This window comes from Nonomuraea monospora (assembly GCF_039531895.1).
Taxonomy (GTDB): Bacteria; Actinomycetota; Actinomycetes; order Streptosporangiales; family Streptosporangiaceae; genus Nonomuraea; species Nonomuraea monospora.
The window spans coordinates 134,774-159,261 of record NZ_BAAAQX010000023.1 but is presented as its reverse complement, the minus strand read 5'-3'; the positions used below and the strand labels follow the sequence as shown (position 1 = coordinate 159,261).

General features: G+C 72.8%; 18 protein-coding genes. 15 read left to right on the top strand and 3 right to left on the bottom strand.

From position 1 onward, the window contains the following. Window positions 1–39: 39 nt before the first annotated feature. The 12 genes from ABD331_RS36780 (at window position 40) to ABD331_RS36725 (ending at window position 14,669) form a co-directional block, all read left to right on the top strand. Window positions 40–1,587 (top strand): ABC transporter substrate-binding protein, encoded by a 1,548-nt coding sequence (locus tag ABD331_RS36780; RefSeq protein ID WP_344485552.1) that lies wholly within the window; start codon window positions 40–42, stop codon window positions 1,585–1,587. Beyond that, a complete protein-coding gene (locus tag ABD331_RS36775; protein WP_344485549.1) occupies window positions 1,584–2,549 on the top strand; it encodes an ABC transporter permease in 966 nt (321 codons plus the stop codon). The genes ABD331_RS36780 and ABD331_RS36775 overlap by 4 nt, the downstream gene beginning before the upstream one ends. Then, window positions 2,546–3,364, top strand: a complete 819-nt coding sequence (locus ABD331_RS36770; protein ID WP_344485545.1) for an ABC transporter permease — start codon at window positions 2,546–2,548, stop codon at window positions 3,362–3,364. Before ABD331_RS36775 ends, ABD331_RS36770 begins: the two co-directional genes overlap by 4 nt. Then, window positions 3,361–4,260 carry an N-acetylmuramic acid 6-phosphate etherase gene (gene murQ / locus ABD331_RS36765; protein ID WP_344485542.1) on the top strand — a complete coding sequence of 300 codons (900 nt, stop codon included), beginning with the start codon at window positions 3,361–3,363 and terminating at the stop codon, window positions 4,258–4,260. The genes ABD331_RS36770 and murQ overlap by 4 nt, the downstream gene beginning before the upstream one ends. Next, window positions 4,257–5,417, top strand: coding sequence for an anhydro-N-acetylmuramic acid kinase (locus ABD331_RS36760; RefSeq protein ID WP_344485539.1), 1,161 nt, complete (start codon window positions 4,257–4,259; stop codon window positions 5,415–5,417). The genes murQ and ABD331_RS36760 overlap by 4 nt, the downstream gene beginning before the upstream one ends. Further along, window positions 5,414–6,436, top strand: coding sequence for a serine hydrolase domain-containing protein (locus tag ABD331_RS36755; protein WP_344485537.1), 1,023 nt, complete (start codon window positions 5,414–5,416; stop codon window positions 6,434–6,436). Before ABD331_RS36760 ends, ABD331_RS36755 begins: the two co-directional genes overlap by 4 nt. Next, complete coding sequence (locus ABD331_RS36750; RefSeq protein ID WP_344485534.1) at window positions 6,433–8,025, top strand: ABC transporter ATP-binding protein; 1,593 nt, start codon at window positions 6,433–6,435, stop codon at window positions 8,023–8,025. The genes ABD331_RS36755 and ABD331_RS36750 overlap by 4 nt, the downstream gene beginning before the upstream one ends. A gap of 4 nt (window positions 8,026–8,029) precedes the next feature. Beyond that, the gene (locus ABD331_RS36745; protein WP_344485531.1) at window positions 8,030–8,764 is read left to right on the top strand and encodes a carbon-nitrogen hydrolase family protein; all 735 of its coding nucleotides are present in this window, start codon (window positions 8,030–8,032) and stop codon (window positions 8,762–8,764) included. A gap of 72 nt (window positions 8,765–8,836) precedes the next feature. Beyond that, window positions 8,837–9,517 (top strand): sensor domain-containing protein, encoded by a 681-nt coding sequence (locus ABD331_RS36740; RefSeq protein WP_344485528.1) that lies wholly within the window; start codon window positions 8,837–8,839, stop codon window positions 9,515–9,517. Between the two features lie 53 nt (window positions 9,518–9,570). After that, window positions 9,571–10,656 carry a DUF559 domain-containing protein gene (locus ABD331_RS36735; RefSeq protein WP_344485525.1) on the top strand — a complete coding sequence of 362 codons (1,086 nt, stop codon included), beginning with the start codon at window positions 9,571–9,573 and terminating at the stop codon, window positions 10,654–10,656. Window positions 10,657–10,659: 3 nt separating this feature from the next. Beyond that, complete coding sequence (locus ABD331_RS36730) at window positions 10,660–11,337, top strand: hypothetical protein (protein WP_344485521.1); 678 nt, start codon at window positions 10,660–10,662, stop codon at window positions 11,335–11,337. Beyond that, the gene (locus ABD331_RS36725; protein WP_344485518.1) at window positions 11,319–14,669 is read left to right on the top strand and encodes a helicase HerA domain-containing protein; all 3,351 of its coding nucleotides are present in this window, start codon (window positions 11,319–11,321) and stop codon (window positions 14,667–14,669) included. The genes ABD331_RS36730 and ABD331_RS36725 overlap by 19 nt, the downstream gene beginning before the upstream one ends. Here ABD331_RS36725 and ABD331_RS36720 read toward each other — a convergent pair. Beyond that, on the bottom strand, window positions 14,647–15,456 hold the full coding sequence (locus ABD331_RS36720) for an SDR family NAD(P)-dependent oxidoreductase (protein ID WP_344485515.1): 810 nt from the start codon (window positions 15,454–15,456) through the stop codon (window positions 14,647–14,649). The genes ABD331_RS36725 and ABD331_RS36720 overlap by 23 nt on opposite strands. Before the next feature lie 72 nt (window positions 15,457–15,528). On the opposite strand from ABD331_RS36720, the gene ABD331_RS36715 reads away from it, so the two are divergent. Next, on the top strand, window positions 15,529–16,077 hold the full coding sequence (locus ABD331_RS36715; RefSeq protein ID WP_344485512.1) for a TetR/AcrR family transcriptional regulator: 549 nt from the start codon (window positions 15,529–15,531) through the stop codon (window positions 16,075–16,077). On the opposite strand, the gene ABD331_RS36710 is transcribed toward ABD331_RS36715, so the two are convergent. Next, window positions 16,062–19,754 carry a S8 family peptidase gene (locus tag ABD331_RS36710; protein WP_344485509.1) on the bottom strand — a complete coding sequence of 1,231 codons (3,693 nt, stop codon included), beginning with the start codon at window positions 19,752–19,754 and terminating at the stop codon, window positions 16,062–16,064. The two genes, ABD331_RS36715 and ABD331_RS36710, sit on opposite strands and share 16 nt — an antisense overlap. Before the next feature lie 157 nt (window positions 19,755–19,911). Here ABD331_RS36710 and ABD331_RS36705 point away from each other — a divergent pair, with 157 nt between their 5' ends. Further along, a complete protein-coding gene (locus tag ABD331_RS36705) occupies window positions 19,912–20,721 on the top strand; it encodes an alpha/beta fold hydrolase (protein ID WP_344485506.1) in 810 nt (269 codons plus the stop codon). 22 nt (window positions 20,722–20,743) lie between these two features. Here ABD331_RS36705 and ABD331_RS36700 read toward each other — a convergent pair whose 3' ends face one another. Then, window positions 20,744–21,346 (bottom strand): VOC family protein, encoded by a 603-nt coding sequence (locus ABD331_RS36700; protein ID WP_344485503.1) that lies wholly within the window; start codon window positions 21,344–21,346, stop codon window positions 20,744–20,746. A 150-nt stretch (window positions 21,347–21,496) separates the two neighbouring features. Here ABD331_RS36700 and ABD331_RS36695 point away from each other — a divergent pair, with 150 nt between their 5' ends. Then, entirely contained in the window at window positions 21,497–24,487 is a 2,991-nt protein-coding gene (locus tag ABD331_RS36695; RefSeq protein WP_344485500.1) for an alpha-mannosidase, read from the top strand. The last annotated feature ends 1 nt before the right edge of the window (window position 24,488 follow it).

The following is a 24,488-nucleotide window of genomic DNA, read 5'->3' as shown; positions in this document are numbered from 1 at the left end:
TCTGCGTAATTTTATGACCTACTGCCCGAAGGAGACCACATGACCCGTGGCGCCTTCTCCGCGGCCGGCCTCGCCGCCGCGTTGTCCCTCGCCCTCACCGCCTGTTCGTCCTCCTCCGGGCCAGCAACCAGCAGCACCCCTGCCGGCCAGGGCGGCGGCTCACTGGTGGTCGGCGTGACCTCCGACCCCGACACGCTCTTCCCCTGGAAGGCCACCCAGTTCACGGCCGTCAACGTGCTGCAGAACCTGTACGGCACGCTCACCGAGTTCGACAAGGACCTGAACGTGGTGCCCGGCCTGGCCGAGTCCTGGGAGCCGTCCGACGACGGCAAGAAGCTGACGCTCAAGCTCCGGCAGGGCGTCACGTTCGCCGACGGCAGCGCGTTCGACTCCAAGGACGTCAAGTCGTCCCTCGACAAGATCATGGACGAGAAGACGGCGGCCGTGGCCAGGGCGTCGCTGGCCTCGGTGAAGTCCGTCGAGGCGCCCGACGCGAGCACCGTGGTGCTGGAGCTGACCGGCCCCGACGCCGCGCTGCCCGCCAACCTCGCCACCGTCAACATGGCGATCATCTCCTCCGACGACACCGAGGAGAAGCTGACCGCCACGCCCAACGGCACCGGGCCGTTCACGCTGGGCAAGCGGGTGGCCAGCCAGTCGATCACGCTCAACAGGAACGACAAGTACTGGGGCGCGGAGAAGCCGAAGGTCGCCGCCGTCGAGTTCCGGGTGATCCCCGACGAGTCGTCCATCGTGTCGGCCATGCAGTCGGGCAACGTGCAGCTCGCGGTCTTCAACGACCCGCTCGTCGCGCAGACCGCCGAGGGCGGCGGCACGATCACCGTGGCCAAGACGCCGCAGCTCAACTACCACGCGCTCCAGCTCAACGCCCAGCACGGCGACCTCAAGGACGTCAACGTGCGGCTGGCGATCCAGTGCGCGATCGACCGCAAGCAGGTGCTCGACACCGCCGCGCTCGGCGAGGGCGAGGTGACCGGGCCGATCACCGCCCCGGCCTTCAAGTCCGACCCGAACAAGCGCCCCTGCCCCTCCCGTGACCTGGCCAAGGCCGCCGAGTACCTCGGCAAGGCGGGCAAGTCCGGCGGCCTGACGGTCAAGGCGATCGTCTCGCAGGGCGAGTACGCGACCTCCGTCAACGAGGCCCAGAACCTCAAGGCCCAGCTCGCCGAGGCGAAGATCAACCTGGAGCTGGAGGTGCTGGAGTCGGGCGCGTTCGTGGACCGCTGGGTGGCGGCCGACTTCGACGCGGCCGTCGCGCTCAACGGCGGGCGGCCCGACCCCGACGGCTCCTACGGCCGCTACTTCACCAGCGAGGGCAACCTGAACAAGGTCGCCGGCTACAGCTCCCCCGAGCTGGACGAGCTGTTCGCGCAGGGCAAGGCCACCACCGACCAGGCCGAGCGCAAGGCGATCTACGACAAGGTCGGCGCGCACCTGGAGGACAACGCGGCCTGGATCTGGCTGTTCTCCGGCTACACCTACACCGCGACGACGGCGAACGTCAGCGGCTTCACGCCGATGGCCAGCGGCTCGCTGCAGTACCTGCGGACCACCGCCGTCGGATGAGGTTCGCGCGCAACCGGGTCGTCCGCCGCGTGGCGGAGACGGCGGGCATCCTGTTCGGGGTGGCCGTGGTCGTCTTCGTCATGCTGCGGGCGCTGCCCGGCGACCAGATCACGGCCGGGCTGGGCACGGAGGCCGCCGCGCTCACCCCCGCCCAGCGGCAGGCCCTGGAGCAGTACTACGGCCTCGACCAGCCGCTGGTCACGCAGTTCTTCTCGTGGCTGGGCAACATGTTCACCGGCAACTTCGGCTACTCGGCCCGCTCGCAGCAGAGCGTGCTCGACCTGACCCTGCACGCGCTGCCGGTGACGTTCGAGCTGGCCGTGCTGTCGATCCTGCTGGCGCTGCTGATCGGGGTGCCGCTGGGCATGCTGGCCGCCTCCCGGACGAACTCCGTCAGGGACGCCGCCGGCCAGGTGGTCAGCCTGGCGGGGCTGTCGATCCCGGCGTTCCTGCTGGCCACGACGCTGCTGTCGATCTTCGCGGCGTCATTCGGGTTCAACCCCAACGGGCAGGGCTTCGCCACCCTGCTCGAAGATCCGCTGCTCAACCTGCGGCAGATGCTGCTGCCCGCGCTGGTGCTGGGCTTCGGCATCGCCGCGCCCATCCTGCGCACCACCCGCACGGCGGTGCTGGAGGTGCGCTCGAACGACTTCGTGCGCACCGCCCGCGCCAAGGGCGTGCCGGAGCGGCGGCTGCAGGCCAGGCACGTGCTGGGCAACGCGCTCGTGCCGATCGTCACCATGACAGGGCTCCAGTTCGGCTACCTGCTGGGCGGGGCCGTCGTGGTGGAGCAGATCTTCTCCGTGCCGGGCATCGGGCGGCAGGTGCTGCTGGGCATCCAGCAGAAGGAGTACGCGGTGGTGCAGAGCACCGTACTGGTGATCGCGCTGGCGTTCGTGCTGGTCAACCTGCTGACCGACCTGCTCTACCGGGTGATCGACCCGCGGGTGAGGGCATCGTGAGGCGCAGCCCGGCGGCGCTGGCGGGCATCGTGATCCTGGCGGTGCTGGCGGTCGTGGCGATGCTGTCGTACCTGGGGCTGCTGCCGTACGACCCGATCGCGCAACATCCGCCGTCGCGCTTTCAGGCCCCGTCGGGCACGCACCTGTTCGGCACCGACCAGTTCGGGCGGGACGTCTTCTCCCGCGTGGCGGCGGGCGTCGGCAACTCGGCGCTGATCGCCGTGGTCGCGGTGGCGTTCGCGACCGTGGTGGGCACGCTGGGCGGGCTGGTGTCCGGCTTCTACCGCGGCCTGGCCGACGGCGCGATCGGCGGCGTGACGAACGTGCTGTTCGCCTTCCCTCCCCTGCTGCTGGCGCTGTCGCTGGCCTCGGTGCTGGACCGCAACTGGTTCACCATCGCCGTGGCCATCGCCATCGTGTACGTGCCGATCTTCATCCGCGTCACGCGCGGCCCCGTGCTCTCGCTCAGGGAGATCGAGTACGTGAAGGCGGCCGTCTCCACCGGCCAGAGCCGCTGGCAGATCATGCTCCGCCACGTGCTGCCCAACATCACCTCGATCATCGTCGTCCAGGTGGCGCTGTCGCTGTCGTGGGCGGTGCTGACCGAGGCGTCGCTGAGCTTCCTCGGCCTCGGCACCCCGCCGCCTGCGCCGTCGCTCGGCTCGATGATCTTCGAGGCGCGCAGCCTGGTGTTCGTCGCGCCGTGGACGCTGATCGCGCCCGGCGTGGTCGTCGTGCTGCTCGTGGTGGGGCTCAACCTGCTCGGCGACGGCCTGCGTGACACTCTCGACCCACGGAACCGGGGAACGCGGTGAACCTTTCAGAACTGACGACGGAGTCGGCCGACCCGCGCTTCGCCGAGATCGACACCATGAGCGTGGGCGACCTGGCGGCGGCCATGAACGCGGCCGACACCACGGTGCCCGCCGCCGTCGCCGCGGCGCTGCCCAGCATCACGACGGCGATCGAGGCCACGGCCGCGCGCATGGAGGCCGGCGGCCGGCTCGTCTACGTGGGCGCGGGCACGCCGGGACGGCTCGGCGTGCTGGACGCCTCCGAGTGCCCGCCGACCTTCTCCACGCCGCCCGAGCAGGTCTTCGCGATCATCGCGGGCGGCGAGAGCGCGATCGTCTCCCCCTGCGAGGGGGCCGAGGACGACGAGGAGGCCGGGGCCGCCGCGGTGGACGCCGCCCAGGTCGGGCCGCTCGACACCGTGGTGGGCATCGCCTCCAGCGGGCGCACCCCGTACGTGCTGGCCGCCGTGCGGCGGGCGCGCGAGCTGGGCGCGCTGACCGTCGGGCTGTCGTGCAACACGGGCGCGCCGCTCAGCGCGGCGGCCGGGCACGCGATCGAGGTGCTCGTCGGGCCCGAGGTGATCAGCGGCTCGACCAGGCTCAAGGCGGGCACGGCGCAGAAGCTCGTGCTGAACATGTTCTCGACCATCGTGATGGTGCGGCTGGGCAAGACGTACGGCAACCTGATGGTCGACGTGAAGGCCAGCAACGGCAAGCTGCGCGAGCGGGCCGTGCGCATGGTGCGGACGATCACGGGGGCCGGGCGTGACGAGGCGCTGGCCGCGCTGGACGCGAACGGGTTCAACGTCAAGCAGGCGGTCGTGGCCACGCGCTTCGACCTGCCGCCACGGGAGGCGGCGGCCCGGCTGGCCGCGGCCGGCGGGCGGCTGCGCGCCGCTCTGGGGGAGCTGTCATGAGAGTACTCGGGATGATCTCCGGCACCTCGCACGACGGGATCGACGTGGCCGTGGTGGACTTCGAGCTCGTCGGGAGCGTGCTCGAAGGCCGGCTGGCGCACTCCGCGAGCACGCCGTACCCGCAGGAGCTGCGGGCGCGGCTGATCGCGGCCCTGCCGCCCGCGCCGGCGACGCTGGCGGAGGTGTGCGTGCTCGACACGCTCATCGGGCAGAGCTTCGCCGGCGCCGCCGCCGCGGCGATCGACGCGAGCGGGCCGGTCGACCTGATCGTCTCGCACGGGCAGACCGTCTACCACTGGGTGGAGGGCGCGCACGCGCTCGGCACCCTGCAGATCGGGCAGCCCGCCTGGATCGCCGAGCGGACCGGCGCGCCCGTCCTGTCGGACGTGCGCATCAGGGACATCACGGCCGGCGGGCACGGAGCGCCGCTGGTGTCGGTGCTGGACGGGCTGCTGCTCGGCGGGTACGAGGGCGGCGCGGGGGCGCTCAACCTGGGCGGCATCTCGAACATGACCGTGGTGCGCGGCGGCACGCTGTACGCCTACGACATCGGCCCCGCCAACGCGCTCATCGACGCTGTCGTGACCAGCCGGGGGCTGCATCCGCGCGGCTTCGACGAGGACGGGCGGATCGCGGCGTCCGGACGGGTGTCCGAGCGGCTGCTGGAGGTGCTGCTGGACGAGCCGTACTACCGGCTTTCCGCGCCGAAGAGCACCGGCAAGGAGCTGTTCCACCTGGCGTACGTGGACGCGGCCCTGGCCGAAGCCGCGGTGAGCGTCGGTGACGCCGATCTGGTGGCGACGCTGACCGAGCTGACCGTGCGCACGGTCGCGCACGACGTGCGGGCCGCCGGGGTCGGCACGCTGGTCGTCTCCGGCGGCGGATGCCGCAACCCGGTCGTCATGGACGGGCTGCGGGCCGCGCTGCCCGGCGTGACCGTGTCGCCGTCCGACGACTTCGGCACGCCCTCCGACGACAAGGAGGCCATCGCGTTCGCGCTGATCGGCTGGCTCACCGCGCACGGCCTGCCCGGCACGGCGCCCGGCGGGACGGGCGCGGCGGGCGCCCGCATCCTGGGCACGCTGACCCCCGGCGCGGGGCCGCTGGCGCTGCCCGAGCCGGTCGCCGCGCCACCCCGCGCGCTGAGGCTGGCATGAACGCGCCGCCACCCGGCCTGATCATGGCGGCCCGCACCCCCTGGTTCGACCTCGACGAGTGCCACGGCCACCGGACGGCGCACCCGGAGGGCGCGGCGCCGATGACCATGGACACCTACCACGACCTGGCCTCGGTGACGAAGGTCGTGGCCACCACCACGATGCTGATCCGCCTGGTGTCCGACCGGCTCGTGGATCTGGACGCGCCGCTCAGCGCGTACCTGCCGAAGTCGTACGAGGCGATCACCGTGCGGGACCTGCTGCTGCACCGCGGCGGCCTGTGGGAGTGGTGGCCGCTGTACATCCAGCCGCAGCTCCCGCCGCCCCGCTACCGGCCGGGCCGCGCCCGCCACTACTCCGACCTGGGCTTCATCCTGCTGGGCAGGATCGTCACGCAGGTGACGGGGCTGCGCCTGGACCGGGCGCTGGCCGAGCTGGTCGCCCGGCCGCTGGGCCTGACGTCCACCACCTACGCCCGCCCGGCGGGCTCGGAGGCGGCCATGAGCGCGTTCGACGACCGGGCCGAGATGACGATGCTCGACACCGGCCGTCCCTACCCGGTGCCCTACCGCAGCGGCGACTTCGGCCGCTGGCGGTCAGGGCCGGTGCTCGGGGAGGTCGCCGACGGCAACGCCTACCACGCCTTCGACGGCGTCGCCGGGCACGCGGGCCTGTTCTCCACGGTGCCCGACCTGCTGAGGTACGGCCTGGCGATGTCCAGGTACGAGGAGTACGACCACCTGTGGCGGCCGGAGGTCGTCAAGGAGTTCCTCACCCCCGGCCCCGACCAGGAGCAGGCGCTCGGCTTCCGCAGGTACGCGCTGGAGCTGCCCGGCGAGACCGTCACCGTCCTCGGCCACCCCGGCTACGTGGGCTGCGCCGTCGGGTTCGTGCCCGGCCGCGACGTCGCCCTGGCGCTGGCGAGCAACCGCCTGCTCGTCGAGGGCGCGCCCACGCCCACGGACGACCTCTGGAACGCCCTGCTGCAGGACATCGCACACCGATCGGGGACCGCATGAGCCCGCTGTTGGAGATCCGCGACCTCTCCGTCGCCTTCCGCACCCGCAAGCGGGACGTCACCGTCGTCAGGAACGTCTCGATGGACATCCTGCCCGGCCAGACCGTCGCCGTCGTGGGCGAGTCGGGCTCCGGCAAGTCCACCACGGCCGCCGCCGTCAACCGGCTGCTGCCCGACAACGGCCGCATCACCGGCGGCCAGGTGCTGTTCGAGGGCCGCGACCTGGCCAAGGCGAGCCGCCGCGAGCTGACCGCGATCCGCGGCGCCGGCATCGGCCTGGTGCCGCAGGACCCGATGTCGAACCTCAACCCGCTCATGCGCATCGGCGACCAGATCGCCGAGGCGCTGGAGGTGCACGGCGTGGCCACCGGCCGGGCCGCGCGGGCCCGCGTGGTCGAGCTGCTCGACATGGTCGGCATTCCCGACCCGGAACGGCGGAGCGGGCAGTACCCGCACGAGTTCTCCGGCGGCATGCGGCAGCGGGCGCTGATCGCCATGGGGCTGGCCTGCCGGCCCCGGCTGCTCATCGCCGACGAGCCGACCTCCGCCCTGGACGTGACCGTGCAGCGGCGCATCCTGGACCAGCTCGGGGAGCTCACCGCCGAGATGGGCACGGCCGTCTTCCTCATCACGCACGACCTGGCGCTGGCCGCCGAACGGGCCGACGTGGTGGCCGTCATGTACCAGGGCGAGATCGTCGAGACAGGCCCGGCGGCCGGGATCCTGTCCGACCCGGCGCACGAGTACACCAAGCGGCTGCTCCAGGCCGTGCCGAGCCTGTCGTCCGTACGCGTCAGCGAGCCGCCCCGCGACGAGCCGGACCTGGTCGTCGTGGACGGGCTGCGCAAGGTGTTCCCCATCAGGGGCGGCGGGGAGGAGTTCACGGCGGTGGACGGGGTGTCGTTCGCCATCCCGCGCGGCCGCACCGTCTCGATCGTGGGCGAGTCGGGCTCCGGCAAGTCCACCACCGCGAACCTGCTGCTCGGCCTGGACGCGCCGACCGCGGGCGGCATCCGCTTCGACGGCACCGACCTGACCGCGCTGGGCAGGAAGGAGCTGTTCGCCTTCCGCCGCAGGGTGCAGCCCGTCTTCCAGAACCCGTACGCCTCGCTCGACCCCCGCTACACGGTGGAGAAGTCGATCGCCGAGCCGCTGCGCGTGCACGGCGTCGGCACCGCGGCCGAGCGCAGGAGGACGGCGGCCGAGCTGCTGGAGAAGGTGTCGCTGCCCGCGTCGCTGGCGGGGCGGCTGCCGCACGAGCTGTCGGGTGGGCAGCGCCAGCGGGTGGCCATCGCCCGCGCGCTGGCCCTGTCGCCGGAGCTGGTCGTGCTCGACGAGGCCGTCTCCGCGCTGGACGTGCTGGTGCAGGCGCAGATCCTGGAGCTGCTCGCCGAGCTGCAGCGGGAGCTGGGGCTCAGCTACCTGTTCATCAGCCACGACCTGGCCGTCGTACGGATGATCTCGCACGCCGTGCACGTCATGCGCGGCGGCCGGATCGTGGAGAGCGGCACCGCGGAGGAGATCTTCGACCATCCGTCCGACGACTACACCCGCGAGTTGCTCGCCGCCATCCCCGGCCGGTCACAGTAGAGACGTGAAGATCCTCCTGGTTCAGCCCCCGCACTGGTCCCCCGACGGTCACGCCAACTTCGACGCCGTCGAAGAGCTGCTCCGCCCCCGCTCGGGGGACGTGGTGCTGCTGCCCGAGCTGGCGGGCTCCAGCCTGCCCCGCGCCGACTACCTGGCCAGGGTCCGCGCGCTGGCCGAGGGCTCCGGCATGACGGTCGTCGGCGGCTCCCACTACGACGGCCCCGTCAACCGGGGCGCGGTCTACGACCCGCTGGGCACCCTGCTGCTGGAGTACGACAAGGTGCATCCGTACGGGCTGGAGCTGCGCTCCGGCGTGCGGCCGGGCCGGCCGAGCGGCGGCTTCGAGCTGGACGGCCGCCGCCTGCACGTGCTGCTCTGCGCCGACCTGTGGTACTCGGCCAGCCTGGCCGGGCACGACCGGCTCGACGCCGTCCTCGTGCCCGCCTTCTCCGTGACCCGCTGGGAAGGCCCCGCGCCCGCGCGCGAGCTGTGGCAGCACATGAGCGTGGCGCGGGCCTACGAGTTCATGACGTACGTGGCGGTCAGCGACTGGCACCACGAGACCACCTACCTGGGCCACCCGTGCGCCGGGGTCACCGGCTTCGCCAACCCGTGCCCGCAGACGCCCACGGGCTTCTTCACCGGGCCGCCTGACGCGCCCGTCTCACCCCACGAGCTGGACTTCGACCGGCTGGACGCCTTCCGCCACGACCGGGGCGAGCGCGGCTTCCGGCAGTAGTGCCAGCCCTACCCCGCATTGGGCCGCACGCGGGATCGAGCGGGACGGGGGCGCGCCCGTAGCGTCGTCCCCATGACAACCCTCCGGCACAGCCCCGCCACCAGCACCCGCCACCCCCTCTGGCATCGGCTCGCCACCGACACCCGCTACACCCTGCTCGGCCTCCCGGCGGCCCTCCTGCACTTCGCCGTCGTCGTGGCCGGCGTCTCGGCCGGGCTGGGCACCGCGGTCGTGTTCATCGGCCTGCCGATCCTGGCCGCCACCGCCGCCGCGGCCAGGAACCTGGCCGACTTCGAACGCGTCGCGCTCCCCGGCGTGCTCGGCCGCGACGTGGCCCGCCCGCCCTACCCGGCCGCCCCCGCGTGGGCGGGCTGGTTCCGCCGCACGATGAACCCGCTGGCCAACGGCCAGGCCGCGCTCGACCTCCTGTACGGCGTCATCGCCTTCCCGATCTCGCTGGCCGCCTCCGTCGTCGCCGCCGTCTGGTGGACCGGCGCCCTGGCCGGCCTCACCTTCCCCCTGTACGGCTGGGTCATCGCCGCCCTGCCCGGCCTGGACCTGACCCTGCCCGAGCTGCTCGGCCTCGGCGGCGGCGACACGACGTTCGTCGTCCTCAACACCGCGATCGGGGTGGTGTTCGCGCTGACCCTCGTCCCGGTGGTGCGCGGCGCGGCCCTGGTCAAGGCGAGCCTCGCCCAGGCCATGCTCACCCGCGCCCCTGCCCCTTTCGCCGATCGGGTGACAGCCGGCTGAAGGGCCTATAACGTCACAGATGTTGATCATCAGGTCCATCTGGGGCGGTGCTCGTGCGGTCGTGGTCACAGCTCCCTCCCGGCCGGGTGGTCCGGCTGGACGCGGACGCCGAGGCGCTCGCCCTGAGCATCGACCCGCTCCCGCCGGACGCCCCGGCCATCCTCACCTACCTTCCTGGCGATGTCCGCTCGCTCCCCCGCCTGGTCGCCTCGGTCCTGCGCTCGCTGGACGAGGCGGCCATCGCGCTGTTCCCCGCCTGGCTGCCGGAGGCCTCCGGGATCGAGGGGACGGGCGGCGCGAACGTGGCGGCCGTCCGGTCGCTGGCGCTGCGCAGGGCTTCGGCCAGCGAGCACTACGGCCCGTTCCTCGCCGAACTGGCGTCACGGGCCCTGGCAGGCTCGGCGGCGCGGATGCCGGGCGACTGGGCCACACAGGCGCAGGCCGGCTCGGCGCAGGCCGGCTCAGCGGAGCTGGCGCGGGCTGAGCTGCCCAGTGTGTTCGGGCCGGAGGTGCGGGTGGCGGGCCTGGCCAGGGTGCTGGCCGACAGCTTCGGCAGGTCGGGGCTGGCCGTCCTGGTCCGCGTCCCGGCGGGCCTGGCGCCGGCCGCGCAGGAGGTGCTCGTCGCGGGCTGCGAGTGGCTGGCCCACCGGGCGCCGGCCGCGGTGTGGCTCACGGGCGCCCCGCTGGACGCCGTGGACCGCGTGGAGACGGTGAAACCGCACCTTCCACCCGCGGTCCTCCCCGCCCCGGCCGACGAAGGCGACCCCCGCCTGCTCTACCCGGCGATAGCGGGCAGACCGCACCCCGGCAGCCCCGCCGAGCAGGCACTCGAAGCGGCGCTCGCCGGACGCGCGTGGGCGTCGGGCCGCGCCTGGAACCAGACGTACCAGCCGCACCCGCTGGCCACCCCCTACCGCCTGGACCTGCTGTGGGAGACGGAGCGGTGCGTGGTGGAGATCGACGGCCCCGACCACCGCGGCGCCGCCAAGTTCGCCGCGGACCGGCAGCGCGACGTGCGCCTCCAGCTCGATGGTTACGCCGTCCTGCGCTTCCTCGATGTTCAGGTACTGACCGACACGGAAACCGTGGTCCGCCAGATCGCACAGTTCCTGCGGAGCCGCCGCAGGACGGAAGGATAAGAGATGCCGCACAACGGGCTTTCACTCCCCGACTTCTCGGCCCTGGTAGTGCTGGCCGTCGAGGCCCGTGAGGTCTCCAACACCGAGCTGAGGCAACGACACAGACTGACGATCGACGGCCAGAAGCGGCACCGGCTCAACGCCTTGAAGCTGGTCGAGAGCAGGAAGCCCGGCCGGGTGTTCCTGCACGTGCTCACCGACGCCGGCTGGGCGCGGCTGGCGGAGGACCTGCGTACGGGCAACATCCCGCCGCAGACGGGCTCGTCAGGGGCGATGGCGCGGGCGCTGCTGGACTGGCTGCCCCGCTACATGCGGCGCACGGACCAGAGCCTCGCGGACGTCTTCCAGCCGGACGACGAAAGCGCCGAGACGGGCGGCCCGGCGACAGGCGACCTGGCGACGGGCGACCTGGCGACGGGCGACCTGGAGGCGCGCGTTCGCGGCGCGTACGCCGAACTGGCCCGCAGCCCCGGCACCTGGGTGGGGCTGGCCGGCCTGCGCGCGCTCCTCGCGGACGTGCCGAGGGCGCAGGTGGACGAGACCCTGACCCGCATGGAACGCCTCCCGGACGTCAACCTCGTCCCCGAGTCGAACCAGAAGACGCTCACGCCCGCCGATCGCGAGGCCGCCGTCCTCATCGGCGGCCAGCGCAAGCACCTGCTGTGGATCGGCCCGGCATGACGGGCGGCGTGCCCGACCTCGCCGCGCTGACCTTCAACTACACGGAGAGCGCCGACGACGTGTGGCGCCGTTCGGCGTACCACGTGGCGGGGCTGCACGGCGCCTCCACGAGGATCCTGCGCGACGGCCTGGCCGAGGCGGCGCACCGTCCGGAGACCAGCCCGATCGGCGTGGTGATCCAGGGCCAGCGGGGCACGGGCAAGACGCACCTGCTCGGCTGGGTCCGTGAGCAGGTGCAGAGCCAGGGCGGCTACTTCGTCCTCGTGGGGCTGCTGGACGCCAGGGGCTTCTGGGAGAGCACCATGGTGTCGATCCTGGACAGCCTGTCGCGCCGGGGCGCGGACGGCCAGGCGCAGCTCACGCTGTTCCTCGACCGGCTGGCCACGGAGACCGGCCTGACCCGCATGGCCAGGCGGGCGATCACCGGCAAGCGGCCCGTCACCCGGGAGGAGCTGGACGCGTTCGTGGTGGCGCTGCGCCGCAGGGAGCCCCAGGTCGGCCGGGAGTGCCAGGACACCGTGCGCGCCCTGGTGCTGCTGGCCGGCGACGACCTCGGCCTCCAGGACCTCGGGGAGGCCTTCCTGTCGTCGGCGCCGGAGGGGGAGGCCGGCGAGCGCGCCAGGTGGGGCATCAGGCAGCTCGGCAGGTCGCCTCAGGAGATCGTCAGGGACGTCTCCCGCCTGCTGGCCCTCACCGGGCCGACGATCATCGCGGTGGACCAGATCGACCCCCTGGTGGCGCAGTCCTCGACCGCGACCGCCGGGGCCGTCCACGACCACGGCGAGGCGCTGATGATCGAGCGCATCGCGGGCGGCCTCATGGCGCTGCGGGAGGTCACCCGCAGGACGCTGACCGTGGTGACCTGCATCCCCGCCACCTGGGCGCTGATCGAGAACGTGGCGGTGGACACGGTGCGCGACCGCTTCAGGCAGGCGGTCCAGCTCATGACCATCCCGGACGCGGCCACCGCCCGCGCCATCGTCACCAGGCGCTTCGAGGTCCAGTACGGCGAGGCCGGCGTCAAACCGCCCTACCCGACGTGGCCGGTGCGGCCCGAGGCCTTCGAGCAGGCGCCCGGGTTCACCCCGCGCGAGCTGCTCCGGCGCATCGACCAGCACGTCCGCGCGTGCCTGCTGGACGAGGAGGTCAGGGAGCTGACCGGCTTCGCCGCCGAGCAGGAGCCCGCCACCCCGGCGGCGCATCCACCACCCGGGGACCTGAGCGTGATCGACGCGCGGTTCGCGGAGCTGCGGGACGGCGGCCCCGCGCCGCGCTTCGACCAGACGACCGAGGACGCGACGATGCCCGCGCTGCTGGCCGCCGGGCTGTCGGCGTGGATCGCCGAGCGGGGGGAGGGCGGCCTGGCGTTCGGCGTGGATCCGCCGCCGAGCCCGAAGCCGCCGCTGCACGCGCGGCTGCGCCGCACCCTCGACGAGTCCAGGGAGGACGAGATCCACTGGGCCTTCCGCGCGGTCTCCGCCGGGCACGGCAACGCGGCGCTGAACCGGATCCGGCGGGCGTCCGTGGCGGCGGGGCTGGACGCGGCGGTGCCGAAGCGGCGGCTGTTCCTGCTGCGGAACACGCCGTGGTCGCAGGGGGCGGCGACGCGGGCGGCCCTGCGGGAGTTCGAGCAGGCGGGCGGCAGGACCCTGCCGGTGAGCGAGAAGGATCTGCGGGTGCTGGCCGCGCTCCAGGTGCTGCTCGCGGAGAACCCGCCGCACCTGGCGGCCTGGCTGGCCGAACGCCGGCCGACGTCCGGGGTGTGGTTCCTGCGGGAGGCGCTGGCCGAGGCGTGGAGCGTTCCGGAAAACCGTCCGGCAGGCCCCCGTCCCGCACCCAGAAGCCCCCACCCGACACCCCCGCCCGCGTCCCCGCACCCGGCACCCGCTCCCCCACCCGCCAACCCGCCCGCGCCCTCGCGCCCGGCACCGCCACCCGCGCACCCGCCCACCAACCCGCGCTCGGCGTCCGCGCCCGGAGGCCCGTCCGCCACTCCGCGCTCGACGCCCGCGCCCGGAAGCCCGCAGCCGGCGCACGCGCGCTCGCCGCACCCCGGTTCCGAGCCCCCCGCGACGCGCACGCCGTCCCTCACGATCGGCAGGAGGACGGCCGACGGCGCCCCCGTGACCCTGGCCCTGGAGGCGCTCAGAAAGCACGTCACGATCTTCGCCGGCTCAGGTTCCGGCAAGACGGTGCTCATCAGGCGCCTGATCGAGGAGTGCGCACTCCTGGGCGTCTCCGCCATCGTCCTCGACCCGAACAACGACCTGGCCAGACTGGGCGAACGCTGGCCGCACCCGCCCACGACCTGGATGGAGAACGACGCCCGCCGCGCCGAGACGTACCTGACCGGCACCGACGTGGTGATCTGGACCCCCGGCAGAGCGGGCGGCCGCCCGCTGGCGTTCCAGCCGCTGCCGGACTTCAGAGGCCTGGCCGACGACCCCGACGAGTTCACCGAGGCGATCGAGGCAGCGGTGGCGTTCATCGCGCCGCGGATCCGCCTGGACGCCAACACCGGCAAGGCGCAGCTCGGCCAGGCCGTGCTGAGGAAGGCTCTGGCGCACTACGGCCGGCGGGGCGCGACGAGCCTCAAGGGGTTCGCGGCGCTGCTGTCCGACCTGCCGGACGGGGTGAGCGAGCTGGCCAACGCGCCGCGCATCGCCGCCGAGCTGGCGCAGTCGCTGACGGCCGCGATGGACAACGATCCGCTGTTCGGCGGCGCGGGCACGCCGGTGGATCCTGGCCTGCTGGTGACGCCGCCCGAGGGGAGGCGGGCGCGGGTGTCGGTGATCAGCCTGGTCGGGCTGCCCTCGGTGGAGCAGCGGCAGAGTTTCGTGAGCCAGTTGCAGATGGAGCTGTTCGTCTGGTTCAAGCGGCATCCGGCTCAGGACCGGCCGCTGGGGGCGTTGCTGGTGATGGACGAGGCGCAGACGTTCGCGCCGGCGACGGGCCCGTCGGCCTCGACCCGCAGCACGGTGCTGCTCGCGTCGCAGGCCCGCAAGTACGGCCTCGGCCTGGTCTTCGCCACTCAGGCGCCCAAGGCCCTGCACAACCACATCCCGGGCAACTCGGCCACGCAGTTCTTCGGCCTGCTGAACGCGCCGATCCAGATCACCGCCGCCAGGGAGATGGCCCGGGCGAAGGGCGGGGACGTGCCGGACGTCTCGCGGTTGAGCTCGGGCGAGTTCTACGTGGCGCGGGAGGGCGCCGCGTTCGCCAAGACGCGGGTGCCGATGTGCCTGACCTGGCATCCCAGCTCTCCGCTGACGACGGAGGAGGTCATCGACAGGAGCAGGAGCCGCCCGCTCACCGGGCCGCGCTGGGTGTGAGCTCGTCGGCCACCTGCCGGGTGACGCGCCGGCCGAGCAGGGCGACGAGCTTGCGCGGCCGGCGCGGCATGAGGTGGGCCATGGCGAAGTTGCCGCGGCCGGGGACGACGTAGCCCCGGTCGCGGTCGTAGGCCCGCAGGGCGTCGGCGACGACGGACACGGGGGTGGCGGGGGTGGCGCCGATGGCGGCCTTCCTGGTGCCGATGCGGTCGAAGAAGGCCGTCTCGACCGGGCCCGGCGTGACGGCGAGCACCTTCACGCCGCTGCCGCGCAGCTCGCTCCACAGGGCGAGGCTGAAGTTGAGCACGAACGTCTTGGACGCGGCGTAGGTCGCGAAGTACGGCGCGACGTTGAACCCGGCCGTGGAGCCCACGTTGATCACGCCGCCGGTGCGGCGGCTGAGCATCCCGGGCAGGAACGCGTGCGTGAGCCCCACCAGCGACACGACGTTGACCATGAGCTCGTCGTGCTCGCGTTCGGCGGCGATCCGGTCGAAGTGGCCGGCGGTGCCGAAGCCCGCGTTGTTGACGAGCAGATCGACGGTGAGCCCGAGATCGGCGCTCTGTTCGGCGACCCGGGTGGCCGCGTCGGGCGCGGACAGGTCCTGGACGATGACCTCCGCGCGGACGCCGTGGTCGCGGCGCAGATCGGCGGCGAGCGCCTGGAGGGCGGGCGCGGACCTGGCGACCAGCGCGAGGTCGTGCCCGCGGGCGGCGAGCGCGCGGGCGAACTCGGCGCCGAGGCCGGAGGACGCGCCGGTGACGAGAGCGGTTCCCTTGGTGTTCATGAGCAAGAAAGTAGCAGATTCTCATCCAACTGCAACACTTTGTCTCACTTCCAGGCGGTAACGTTCCTTCCCATGGGAAGACTGCGGGCCGACGCCGAGCGCAGCATGCGCGCGATCATGGCGGCGGCGGAAGACGTGCTGAGCGCCAGCCCGGTGGCCACGATGGAGCAGATCGCGGAGGCGGCCGGCGTCGCCAGGGCCACCGTCCACCGCAGGTTCGCCAGCAGGGAGGCGCTGATCGAGGCCATGGAGGTGACCGCCTGGCAGGAGATCCTCGACGCGGTGCACGCCGCCCGCCCGCACACCGCTCCCCCGCTGGTCGCGCTGCACCAGGCCACGGCCGGCATCCTGCAGATCAAGCCCGCCTGGCGCTTCACTCTGGCCAGGCAGATCCCCCTCAGCGCGCAGGCCCAGGCCGTGCAGGCGGAGGTGATGGGGTTGTGCGAGGAGGTCTTCTCGAAACTGCTGGGGCCCGGCGCCGACCTCGTCTGGGCCAGGCAGGTCTATCTCGCACTGCTGGGGGAGGCCGCGCACGGCGGCACTCCCCCAGGTCAGGACGCTGACGCGGTGGCGAAGAAGGTGATCGACACCCTCCTGCACGGCGTTCAGCGGACGGCGTAGGCGCGGATCACCTCCTGCGTCACGGTGTTGCCGTTCACGTCGGAGGCGTTGAGCCGCAGCGAGACGAAGCCGGAGCGGGCCCGGTCGAGCGTCGCCCGGTAGGCTCCCTCGCCCCTGTCACGCAGGCGGGCCGGCTTCCAGGTGGCGCCGTCGTCGTACGACACCTCCAGCGAGACGTCCTCGATCGCGCTGCGCTCAGCGCCCTCCTGGTGGCGCACGCTCAGGTCGAGCGTGCGGGACCTGGCCTGGTTCGTCAGGTCCACCGGCGCGTCGAACGAGGCCACCAGCAGCGGGATCACTGCGGTCTCCCGCTGCGAGGCGAACGTCCACACGCCGCGGGTGCGGGTGGACAGCTTCGCCCACGGCGACTCGTTCGCCACGTCGTACTCGATCCGGTACGCCGCCTTCTCCGGTGCCAGCGTGCCCGACCCGGCGGGCAGGTAGTTCGTCTGCCAGAGCAGCGTTTCGCCCTGGTAGAGCCGGAAGTCGGTCTTCAGGCCGTGCTCGAACAGGCTCGTGTAGGCCTCGCCGTAGTTGCCGCCCGCGTCCACGAAGCCCTGCATCGACACCCGCAGCTTGTCGCCCTCCCTGCGCAGCGGGTTGCGCGGGTTGACGCCGGGCAGCAGCGGCTGCTTGAACACGGTGCGGCTGACCCGCTCCCCCGCCTCGTACGAGCGCATCTCCGGCGCCGCGACGCCCATCCTGAAGACGTCCTCGCGCGGCCACAGGTTGTTGTAGGGGCGCTCCGGCGTCACCGCCGACGTGCTCCAGCGCAGGTCAGGATCAGGGGTGACGTAGTCCACGCGGGTGCGCGGCACGTGCGCCATGGGATGGTTCGTGGAGATCGACACCTGGTCCCACGGCTCGAAGACGTAGCGGGCCTCGTTGACCGTCACGTCGTCGGCGAGCTGGCTGTGGTAGCCGGTCTCGACCCTGGCCTGCGACCTGGCGCGCACCGTGTACGTCAGCGAGTCGCGCACCCTGCCCTGCTCGCGCAGCAGCAGGTCGTACACGTACGGGCTGGCCACGATGCCCTTGGCGACGATCGGCACCGGCAGGCGGCGCAGCCGTTCGAGGAGCTTGAGCCCCTCCTCGTGGGTCAGCCGCACGGTCGGCACGGCCAGCTTGACTCCGCCGCCGCCGGTGGTGACGTCGGAGCCGGGCCGGTCGCTGTAGACGGCCACCATGGCGGCGCCGGCCGCGGCGGCGGCGTTCGCCTGGGCGGAGACCGCGACTCCCTCGGTGCGGCGGATGACGGCGAGCTTGCCGCGCAGGTCGCGGCCCTTCAGCTCACCGGCGCTGCCCCGGCCGGCGTCCACGGCCAGGAGCAGGCGGGTGCCGTCCAGGCGCGGGTACTCGGTGGCGAAGTCGCTAAACATGACCGGGTCCACATACTCGGGGTTCAGGTCGAGCCCGAGCGTGGAGAAGGCGATCTCCGGGGCCTTGAGCCGCCAGCGGGTGGAGACCACGAACGTGCCCTTGGTGACCTTCTTCGTCGGCTGGACGAACAGGCGCTCCTCGACCTGCCCGCCGGGCGTGATCGTGGTGCCGCCGCGCAGCGCCGTCCCCTGCTCGCCCGCCCGATACCACATGAGGGCGGCGGCGGCTCCGGTGTTGCGCTTCGTCTCGTGGTCGGGCGTCTCGACCTTGACCTCGACGGCCTTGCGGGCGTCCAGCACGACCTCGGTGTTCCCGGTGATCCGCAGCTCCGGGTCGCCGACGAGGCTCTCGTGCAGCGGCTTGCCGCCGGTGGTGCTGTCCTGCGTGGCCGGCATGGTGAAGATGTGGCCGAGCACCGAGTACGTGCCCGGCTTGACCAGCAGGCAGGTGCCCGAGCCGTACTTGGCGTCGGTGCACGGCTGGGCGGGGTCGCCGGGGAGCAGGCGGCCGACCAGGGTGCCCTCGTCCAGGTTCAGCACGGTGAAGCCGCCCCGGCCGGTGCGGCCGTCCCTGGCGATGCCGCGTACGCGCAGCTCGACCAGCTTCTCCTGGACGCTCGCGGTCAGCAGCGTGCGGACGCCCGCCGCCGTCAACTCCTGGCGCAGCAGGCCCTCCTCGCCCGCCTTCAGCGTGACCTTCGCCTCTGCGGTGCCGCCCGCCGGGACGGTGAGCGTGGCCGGCTCGACGGTGAACGCGTCACCGGCGGTCAGCGGCAGCTCGGCGGGGGTCTGGCCGAGGTTGCGGTAGCCGATGGTGAGCGTCTTCTGCTCGCCGGTGGTGAGCCGGCCGAAGTTCAGCGAGCCCGCCGAGGCCACCACCGTGCCCTTGACCGCGGCGGCCACGTCGATGCGGCCCGCGCCCTGCGCGTCCACCGGGATGTCGCCGCCCGGCTCGGCGGTCGCCATGAGCAGGGACTTCAGCTCGTTCGCGGCGATGCCGGGGCGGGCCTGGCGCAGCAGCGCCGCCGCGCCCGCGACGTGCGGGGTGGCCATCGACGTGCCGGACATCGCGACCCGGCCGCCGCCCGCCTTGGCTGCGGTGATGTCCACGCCGGGCGCGGTGACGTCGGGCTTGACGGCCTGGTCGGCCACGACCGGGCCCCTGCTGGAGAACGGGGCGAGGTGGTCCTGCTTGTCGACCGCGCCGACGGTCAGCGCCTCGGGGGCGTCGCCGGGGGTGCCCACGCACGCGTCGCAGCCGTCATTGCCCGCGGCCACCACGAACAGCGTCCCGTACTGCTCGGTGAGCCGGGTGACCGCCTCGGTGAGCGGGCCGCCCGCCTCCTGGCCGCCCAGGCTCAGGTTGACGACCTCGGCGTGCTTCTCGCCGGCCGCCCACTCCATGCCGTCGATGATCCAGGAGAGCTGGCCGTAGCCGTCGGCGCCCAGCACCCGCCCGTTGAGCAGCTTCACGCCGGGCGCCACGCCGGACGCCGTGCCCGCCACGTGGGTGCCGTGGCCGTGCGGGTCGCCCGTGGTGTTCTCGCCGGTGAAGTCGCGCTGGTCGGCGACCTTGCCGGCCAGGTCGGCGTGGGCGGCGTCCATGCCGGTGTCGAGCACCGCCACGGTGGTGCCCGCGCCGTCGTAGCCGGCGGCCCACGCCTCGGGCGCGCCGATCTGCGGCAGGCTCTCCTCCAGCACCGGCCGCACCTCGCGGTCCAGCCAGACCTTCGCCACCCCGGCCAGCGGCGCCGCGGCCCGCTGCGCCGCCGGGGCGGCCAGCTTGGCCAGCTCCGCGCCGAACGCCGCCGCGTCCTTCGCCGCCACCCGCACGCCCGCGCCGCCGATGCTCTCCAGCGTGCGCACCTGCTCGACGCCCGGCAGCGCGGCCTTGGTGGCGTTCGGCGAGGCGTACGTGAGGATCAGCGGGATGGCCGCCCCGTAACCCTGCTCGGCCAGGGCCGTCACGTTGAACAGCTCGGTGTCGAGCCGCTCGGGCACCAGGGCGGCGACGTCGTCGGGGATGACCGTCGTGCCGCGCCCGGTCTCCAGCACCTGGAACGTCGGCACGGAACCGTCGGCCCTGGGCGCGGGGGTGACCGTCACCGTGCTGTGCTCGCCGTCCACGGCCCGCACCAGCACCCGGTCACCGGTGATCAGGGTGATCTCGCCGCCGTCCGCCTCCGCCGTGAACGCCACCGCCGCAGCGGTAGCGGCGTACGCGCCGGGAACCGAGAGCGGCGAGGCCGCCATGGCCGCCACGACGGCCATCACCATCCCCCGCCTTAAGCCACGCATGGACGACCTCCAGAGCATCGGTAAGCACGAATACCGAATTCCTAGTCACCCTGAGCTGGCGGTGTCTATCTTTTTTGGGTGGCTACATCCAGACTTGTCGTAAATCCGCCACGCGTGAGTTGGCTAACGAACACGCCCCGTTTACAGTGATCCCACCATGGACACAGGAATGCTCGACGTTCCCGGCGCCAGGCTCTACTACGAGGTCCGTGGCTCAGGGCCGGTGCTCCTGGTGATGCTCGGCGGCAGCACCGACCCGGCCATGGCCGCCCCGCTGGCCGAGATCCTGTCCGCCCGCTACACCGTCATCACCTACGACCGGCGCGGCTACTCCCGCAGCCCCCTGTCACAGCCCTTCGGCGGACATCCCGTCGAACAGCACGCCTCCGACGCCCTCCACCTCCTCGACGCCGCCGGGCCCGCCCCCGCCTGCCTCTTCGCCACCCACGCGGGCGCGCTGATCGCCTTCGACCTGCTGGCCCGCCGTCCTGAGCGGGTGCGGCGGCTCGTGGCGCACGAGCCTCCCGTCTACGAGCTGCTGCCGGACGCCGAACGCTGGCGCCTCATGACGGCCGAGGCGCTCGACCGGTTCGAACGCGAGGGCGCCGGGCCCGCCATGCGCCTGATGGGCGAGGAGACCGGCATGGCGGCCCCCGGCCCGCCCGGTCCCGGCCTGCCGGAGTGGCTGCGCGACATGCTGACCAGGATCGCGGCCAACGCCGAGCCGAACCTGCGCCACGAGCTGCGCGCCTTCAGCCGTTACCTTCCGGACGCGGCGGCGCTGCGGGAGGCTCCCCTGGTGGTGGCGTACGGGGCCGAGGACCAGGGCACACTCTTCCACCGCACCACGCTGGCCGTGGCCGGGCACCTGGGCAGGTACGCCGTGGAGCTGCCCGGCGACCACGTCGGCTACCTACGCCAGCCGGCCGCCTTCGCCGAGGCCTTGCACGCCTGCCTGTCGGCTTGACGTGCGCGGCCTCGCCCGCGACTCAGTCCAGGGTGATGCCCTCGCGCCGCAGGTCCTCGACGATGCCGTCCACCAGCCGGGTGGCCACCGTGTGGTGCAGCCGGCCGTCGTCGCGCAGCTCCCGCACGGCCGGCACCGGGTCGGGGTCGGCGAACAGCCGCTCGTCGAAGTAGTCCACCGGGCGGCCCGTCGGGTCGACGGTCCACCAGGAGGCCTCCAGCGCGATGCCGTTCGGGTCGCTGAAGTAGATGGAGCGCAGGAAGCCGTGGTCGATGACGTCCGTCACCTCGCAGCCGTGCGCCTTGAGCCGGTCGCGCAGCCGCAGCAGCGCGTCCTCGTCCGGCAGGTGCAGCGCCAGGTGGTCGAACTGCGCCGCCTTCGCGTACGGCACGCCGGCCGGTTTGGCGAAGCTGTCGAGCTCCTGGTCGGTGTATTCGAAGAAGGCGACGGTGTTGCCCGTGCCCACTTCGAAGAAGTAGTGCTTGAACGCGGGGACGGCGAGGGTGGTGACGAGGCGGGCGTCGAGCACGCCGTGCCAGAAGCGCACGGTGGCGTCCATGTCCGAGGTCACCAGGGCGAGGTGGTGCACGCCGCGCCAGTGCACCGTTTCCGGGGTCGCAGCCATGCGTCAAACGTACGCCTTTCAACTATCCCCGTTAAGGGACACATCCCTGCCGTACGACCGTTTGATCCATTGCCCTCGCGCCGACAGCGTGCCTAACGTGCTGTTGGCCACTGCCTGACTCACTGCCTGACCGATGAGGAGCCCTCCCTGATGCATGACGACCGCAACCTGGTCGAAGCCCGGCTCAAGCGCGTTCTGGACGAGCGGATCCGCCCGGCGATCTACCCCGAGTCCGTCCCCCTGGAGGTGGCCGTCTGGCATGCGCCCGACGAGCCGGTGCCGGTGGCGGAGGGGCTGGCGGCCGTGCCGGAGCCGATCGCGGTGGGCCGGGCGTGGGGCAGGCCGTGGGGTACGAGCTGGTTCACCGTCACCGGCACCGTCCCGATGGAGTGGAGCGGCCGGAACGTGGAGGCGATCCTGGATCTCGGCTTCGACGCGGACAAACCGGGCTTCCAGTGCGAGGGGCTGGTCTACCGGCCCGACGGCACGCCGGTGAAGGGGCTCAACCCGCGCAACCAGTGGGTGCGGATCGGCGAGCCGGTCGAGGGCGGCGAGGAGGTGCGGCTGCACATTGAGGCCGCGTCGAACCCGATCATTCTGGGTCACAACGAGTTCCGTCCGACGGCGATGGGCGACAAGGCGACGGCGGGCGGCGATCCGCTGTACCTGCTGACCCGCATGGACCTGGCCGTCTTCGACAGGACGGTGTGGGACCTGGTGATGGACCTGGAGGTGCTGGGCGAGCTGATGCTGGAGCTGCCGGTCGACAGTGCCCGCCGCTGGGAGCTGCTGCGCGCCGTGGAGCGGGCGCTGGACGCGGTGGATCTGCAGGACGTCGGCGGTACGGCGACGGCGGCCAGGGCGGAGCTGGCCGGGGTGCTGGCCTCGCCGGCCGTGCCGTCGGCGCACCGGATCAGCGCGGTCGGGCACGCGCACATCGACTCGGCGTGGTTGTGGCCGCTGCGTGAGACGGTGCGCAAGGTGGCCCGTACGACGTCCAACATGACGGCGCTGCTGGAGGACGAGCCGGACTTCGTGTTCGCGATGTCGCAGGCCCAGCAATGGGCGTGGGTGAAGGAGCACCGGCCCGAGGTGTGGGCGAAGGTGACCAAGGCGGTGGCGGCGGGCAGGTTCGTCCCGGCGGGCGGCATGTGGGTGGAGTCCGACACGAACATGCCGGGCTCGGAGGCGATGGCCCGGCAGTTCGTGCACGGCAAGCGGTTCTTCATCGACGAGTTCGGCGTGGACAACGAGGAGGTGTGGCTGCCGGACACGTTCGGGTTCGCGGCCGGGCTGCCGCAGATCATCAAGGCGGCCGGGTCGAAGCGGCTGCTCACGCAGAAGATCTCGTGGAGCCAGACGAACACGTTCCCGCACCACACGTTCCTGTGGGAGGGCATCGACGGGACGCGGATCTTCACGCACTTCCCGCCGGTCGACACCTACAACTGCTCGATGCGGGGCGGGGAGCTGGCGCACGCGGCGCGCAACTTCAAGGACAAGGGCGTGGCCCGCCACTCCCTGGCCCCGACGGGGTGGGGCGACGGCGGCGGCGGCACGACGCGGGAGATGGTGGCCAAGGCGGCCAGGGTGCGCGACCTGGAGGGCTCGCCCAAGGTCACCTGGGAGACGCCGGCGGAGTTCTTCGCCAAGGCAGAGGCCGAGTATCCGCAGCCGCCGGTGTGGGTCGGCGAGCTGTACCTGGAGCTGCACCGCGCCACGCTGACCAGCCAGGCCAAGACCAAGCAGGGCAACCGGCGCAGCGAGTCGCTGCTGCGCGAGGCCGAGCTGTGGGCCGCGACGGCGGCGGTGCGGGCGGGCCACCCTTACCCGTACGAGCGGCTCGACCGGATCTGGAAGACGGTGCTGCTGCACCAGTTCCACGACATCCTGCCGGGGTCGTCGATCGCGTGGGTGCATCGGGAGGCGCGCAGGACGTACGAGATCGTGGCGGGCGAGCTGAACGAGATCATCGACGGCGCCCAGCGGGCGCTGACGGGGGACGGTCCGGGCGAGCTGACGTTCAACGGCGCCCCGCACGCCCGCGACGGCGTCCCCGCGGGCGGCGCTGCGCCCGCTGCCAGGCCGTCCGCCGCGGTGGCGCGCGCCCGCGAGGGCGGCGGCTTCGTCCTGGAGGACGAGCTGATCAGGGTGGGGATCGACGGGCGCGGGCTGGTCGTGTCGGCCTTCGACCTGCGGGCGGGCAGGGAGACGGTCGCGCCGGGACGCGCGGCGAACCTGCTCCAGCTCCACCAGGACTTCCCGAACAAGTGGGACGCCTGGGACGTGGACGAGTTCTACCGCCACACGGTCACCGACCTCACCGAGGCGCGCGACGTCCGGCTGGAGGGCGACGGCGTGGTGGTCGAGCGCTCGTTCGGCGCGTCGTCGGTGACGCAGCGGCTCACGGTCACCGGCGGACGGCTGGAGATCGGCACCGAGGTCGACTGGCACGAGACGGAGAAGTTCCTCAAGCTGGCCTTCCCGCTGGACGTGCGCGCCGACCGGTACGCCGCCGAGAGCCAGTACGGCCACTCCTTCCGCGCCACCCACACGAACACGAGCTGGGAGGCGGCCAAGTTCGAGGCGTGCAACCACCGTTTCGTGCACGTGGAGGAGCCGGGCTGGGGCGTGGCGGTGGTCAACGACTCCACCTACGGCCACGACGTGACCCGCGAGGTGGACGAGCACGGCACGACCACGACGCTGCGCGTCTCGCTGCTGCGCGCCCCGCGCTTCCCCGACCCGGAGACCGACCAGGGCACGCACCGCTTCCGGCACGCGCTGGTGCCGGGCGCGGCGATCGGCGACGCGGTCCGCGAGGGGTACTTCATCAACCTGCCCGAACGCCGCGTGCCCGGCGCGGGCACGGTCGAGCCGCTGGTCACGGTGGACGACGACGCCGTGGTGGTGACGGCGGTGAAGCTGGCCGACGACGAGAGCGGCGACGTGATCGTCCGCTTCCACGAGTCGCGCGGCGGCCGGGCCGGGGCGACCCTGCGTGCCGCGTTCCCGGTCGCGCAGGTCGTCACGACGGACCTGCTGGAGCGGCCAACGGGCGAGCCGCGCGCCCAGGGAGGTGAGATCCCGGTGACGCTGCGGCCGTTCGAGCTGGTGACCCTGAGGCTCAAGCGCGCCTGAT

Excerpts from the sequence above, each read along its gene's own strand:
- ABD331_RS36715 (WP_344485512.1), top strand. The coding sequence starts at position 15,529 with ATGGGAAGACTGCGGGCCGACGCCGAGCGCAGCATGCGCGCGATCATG.
- ABD331_RS36720 (WP_344485515.1), bottom strand. The coding sequence starts at position 15,456 with ATGAACACCAAGGGAACCGCTCTCGTCACCGGCGCGTCCTCCGGCCTC.
- ABD331_RS36780 (WP_344485552.1), top strand. The coding sequence starts at position 40 with ATGACCCGTGGCGCCTTCTCCGCGGCCGGCCTCGCCGCCGCGTTGTCC.
- ABD331_RS36750 (WP_344485534.1), top strand. The coding sequence starts at position 6,433 with ATGAGCCCGCTGTTGGAGATCCGCGACCTCTCCGTCGCCTTCCGCACC.
- ABD331_RS36740 (WP_344485528.1), top strand. The coding sequence starts at position 8,837 with ATGACAACCCTCCGGCACAGCCCCGCCACCAGCACCCGCCACCCCCTC.
- ABD331_RS36730 (WP_344485521.1), top strand. The coding sequence starts at position 10,660 with ATGCCGCACAACGGGCTTTCACTCCCCGACTTCTCGGCCCTGGTAGTG.
- ABD331_RS36755 (WP_344485537.1), top strand. The coding sequence starts at position 5,414 with ATGAACGCGCCGCCACCCGGCCTGATCATGGCGGCCCGCACCCCCTGG.
- ABD331_RS36775 (WP_344485549.1), top strand. The coding sequence starts at position 1,584 with ATGAGGTTCGCGCGCAACCGGGTCGTCCGCCGCGTGGCGGAGACGGCG.
- ABD331_RS36760 (WP_344485539.1), top strand. The coding sequence starts at position 4,257 with ATGAGAGTACTCGGGATGATCTCCGGCACCTCGCACGACGGGATCGAC.
- ABD331_RS36700 (WP_344485503.1), bottom strand. The coding sequence starts at position 21,346 with ATGGCTGCGACCCCGGAAACGGTGCACTGGCGCGGCGTGCACCACCTC.
- ABD331_RS36705 (WP_344485506.1), top strand. The coding sequence starts at position 19,912 with ATGGACACAGGAATGCTCGACGTTCCCGGCGCCAGGCTCTACTACGAG.
- ABD331_RS36710 (WP_344485509.1), bottom strand. The coding sequence starts at position 19,754 with ATGCGTGGCTTAAGGCGGGGGATGGTGATGGCCGTCGTGGCGGCCATG.
- ABD331_RS36695 (WP_344485500.1), top strand. The coding sequence starts at position 21,497 with ATGCATGACGACCGCAACCTGGTCGAAGCCCGGCTCAAGCGCGTTCTG.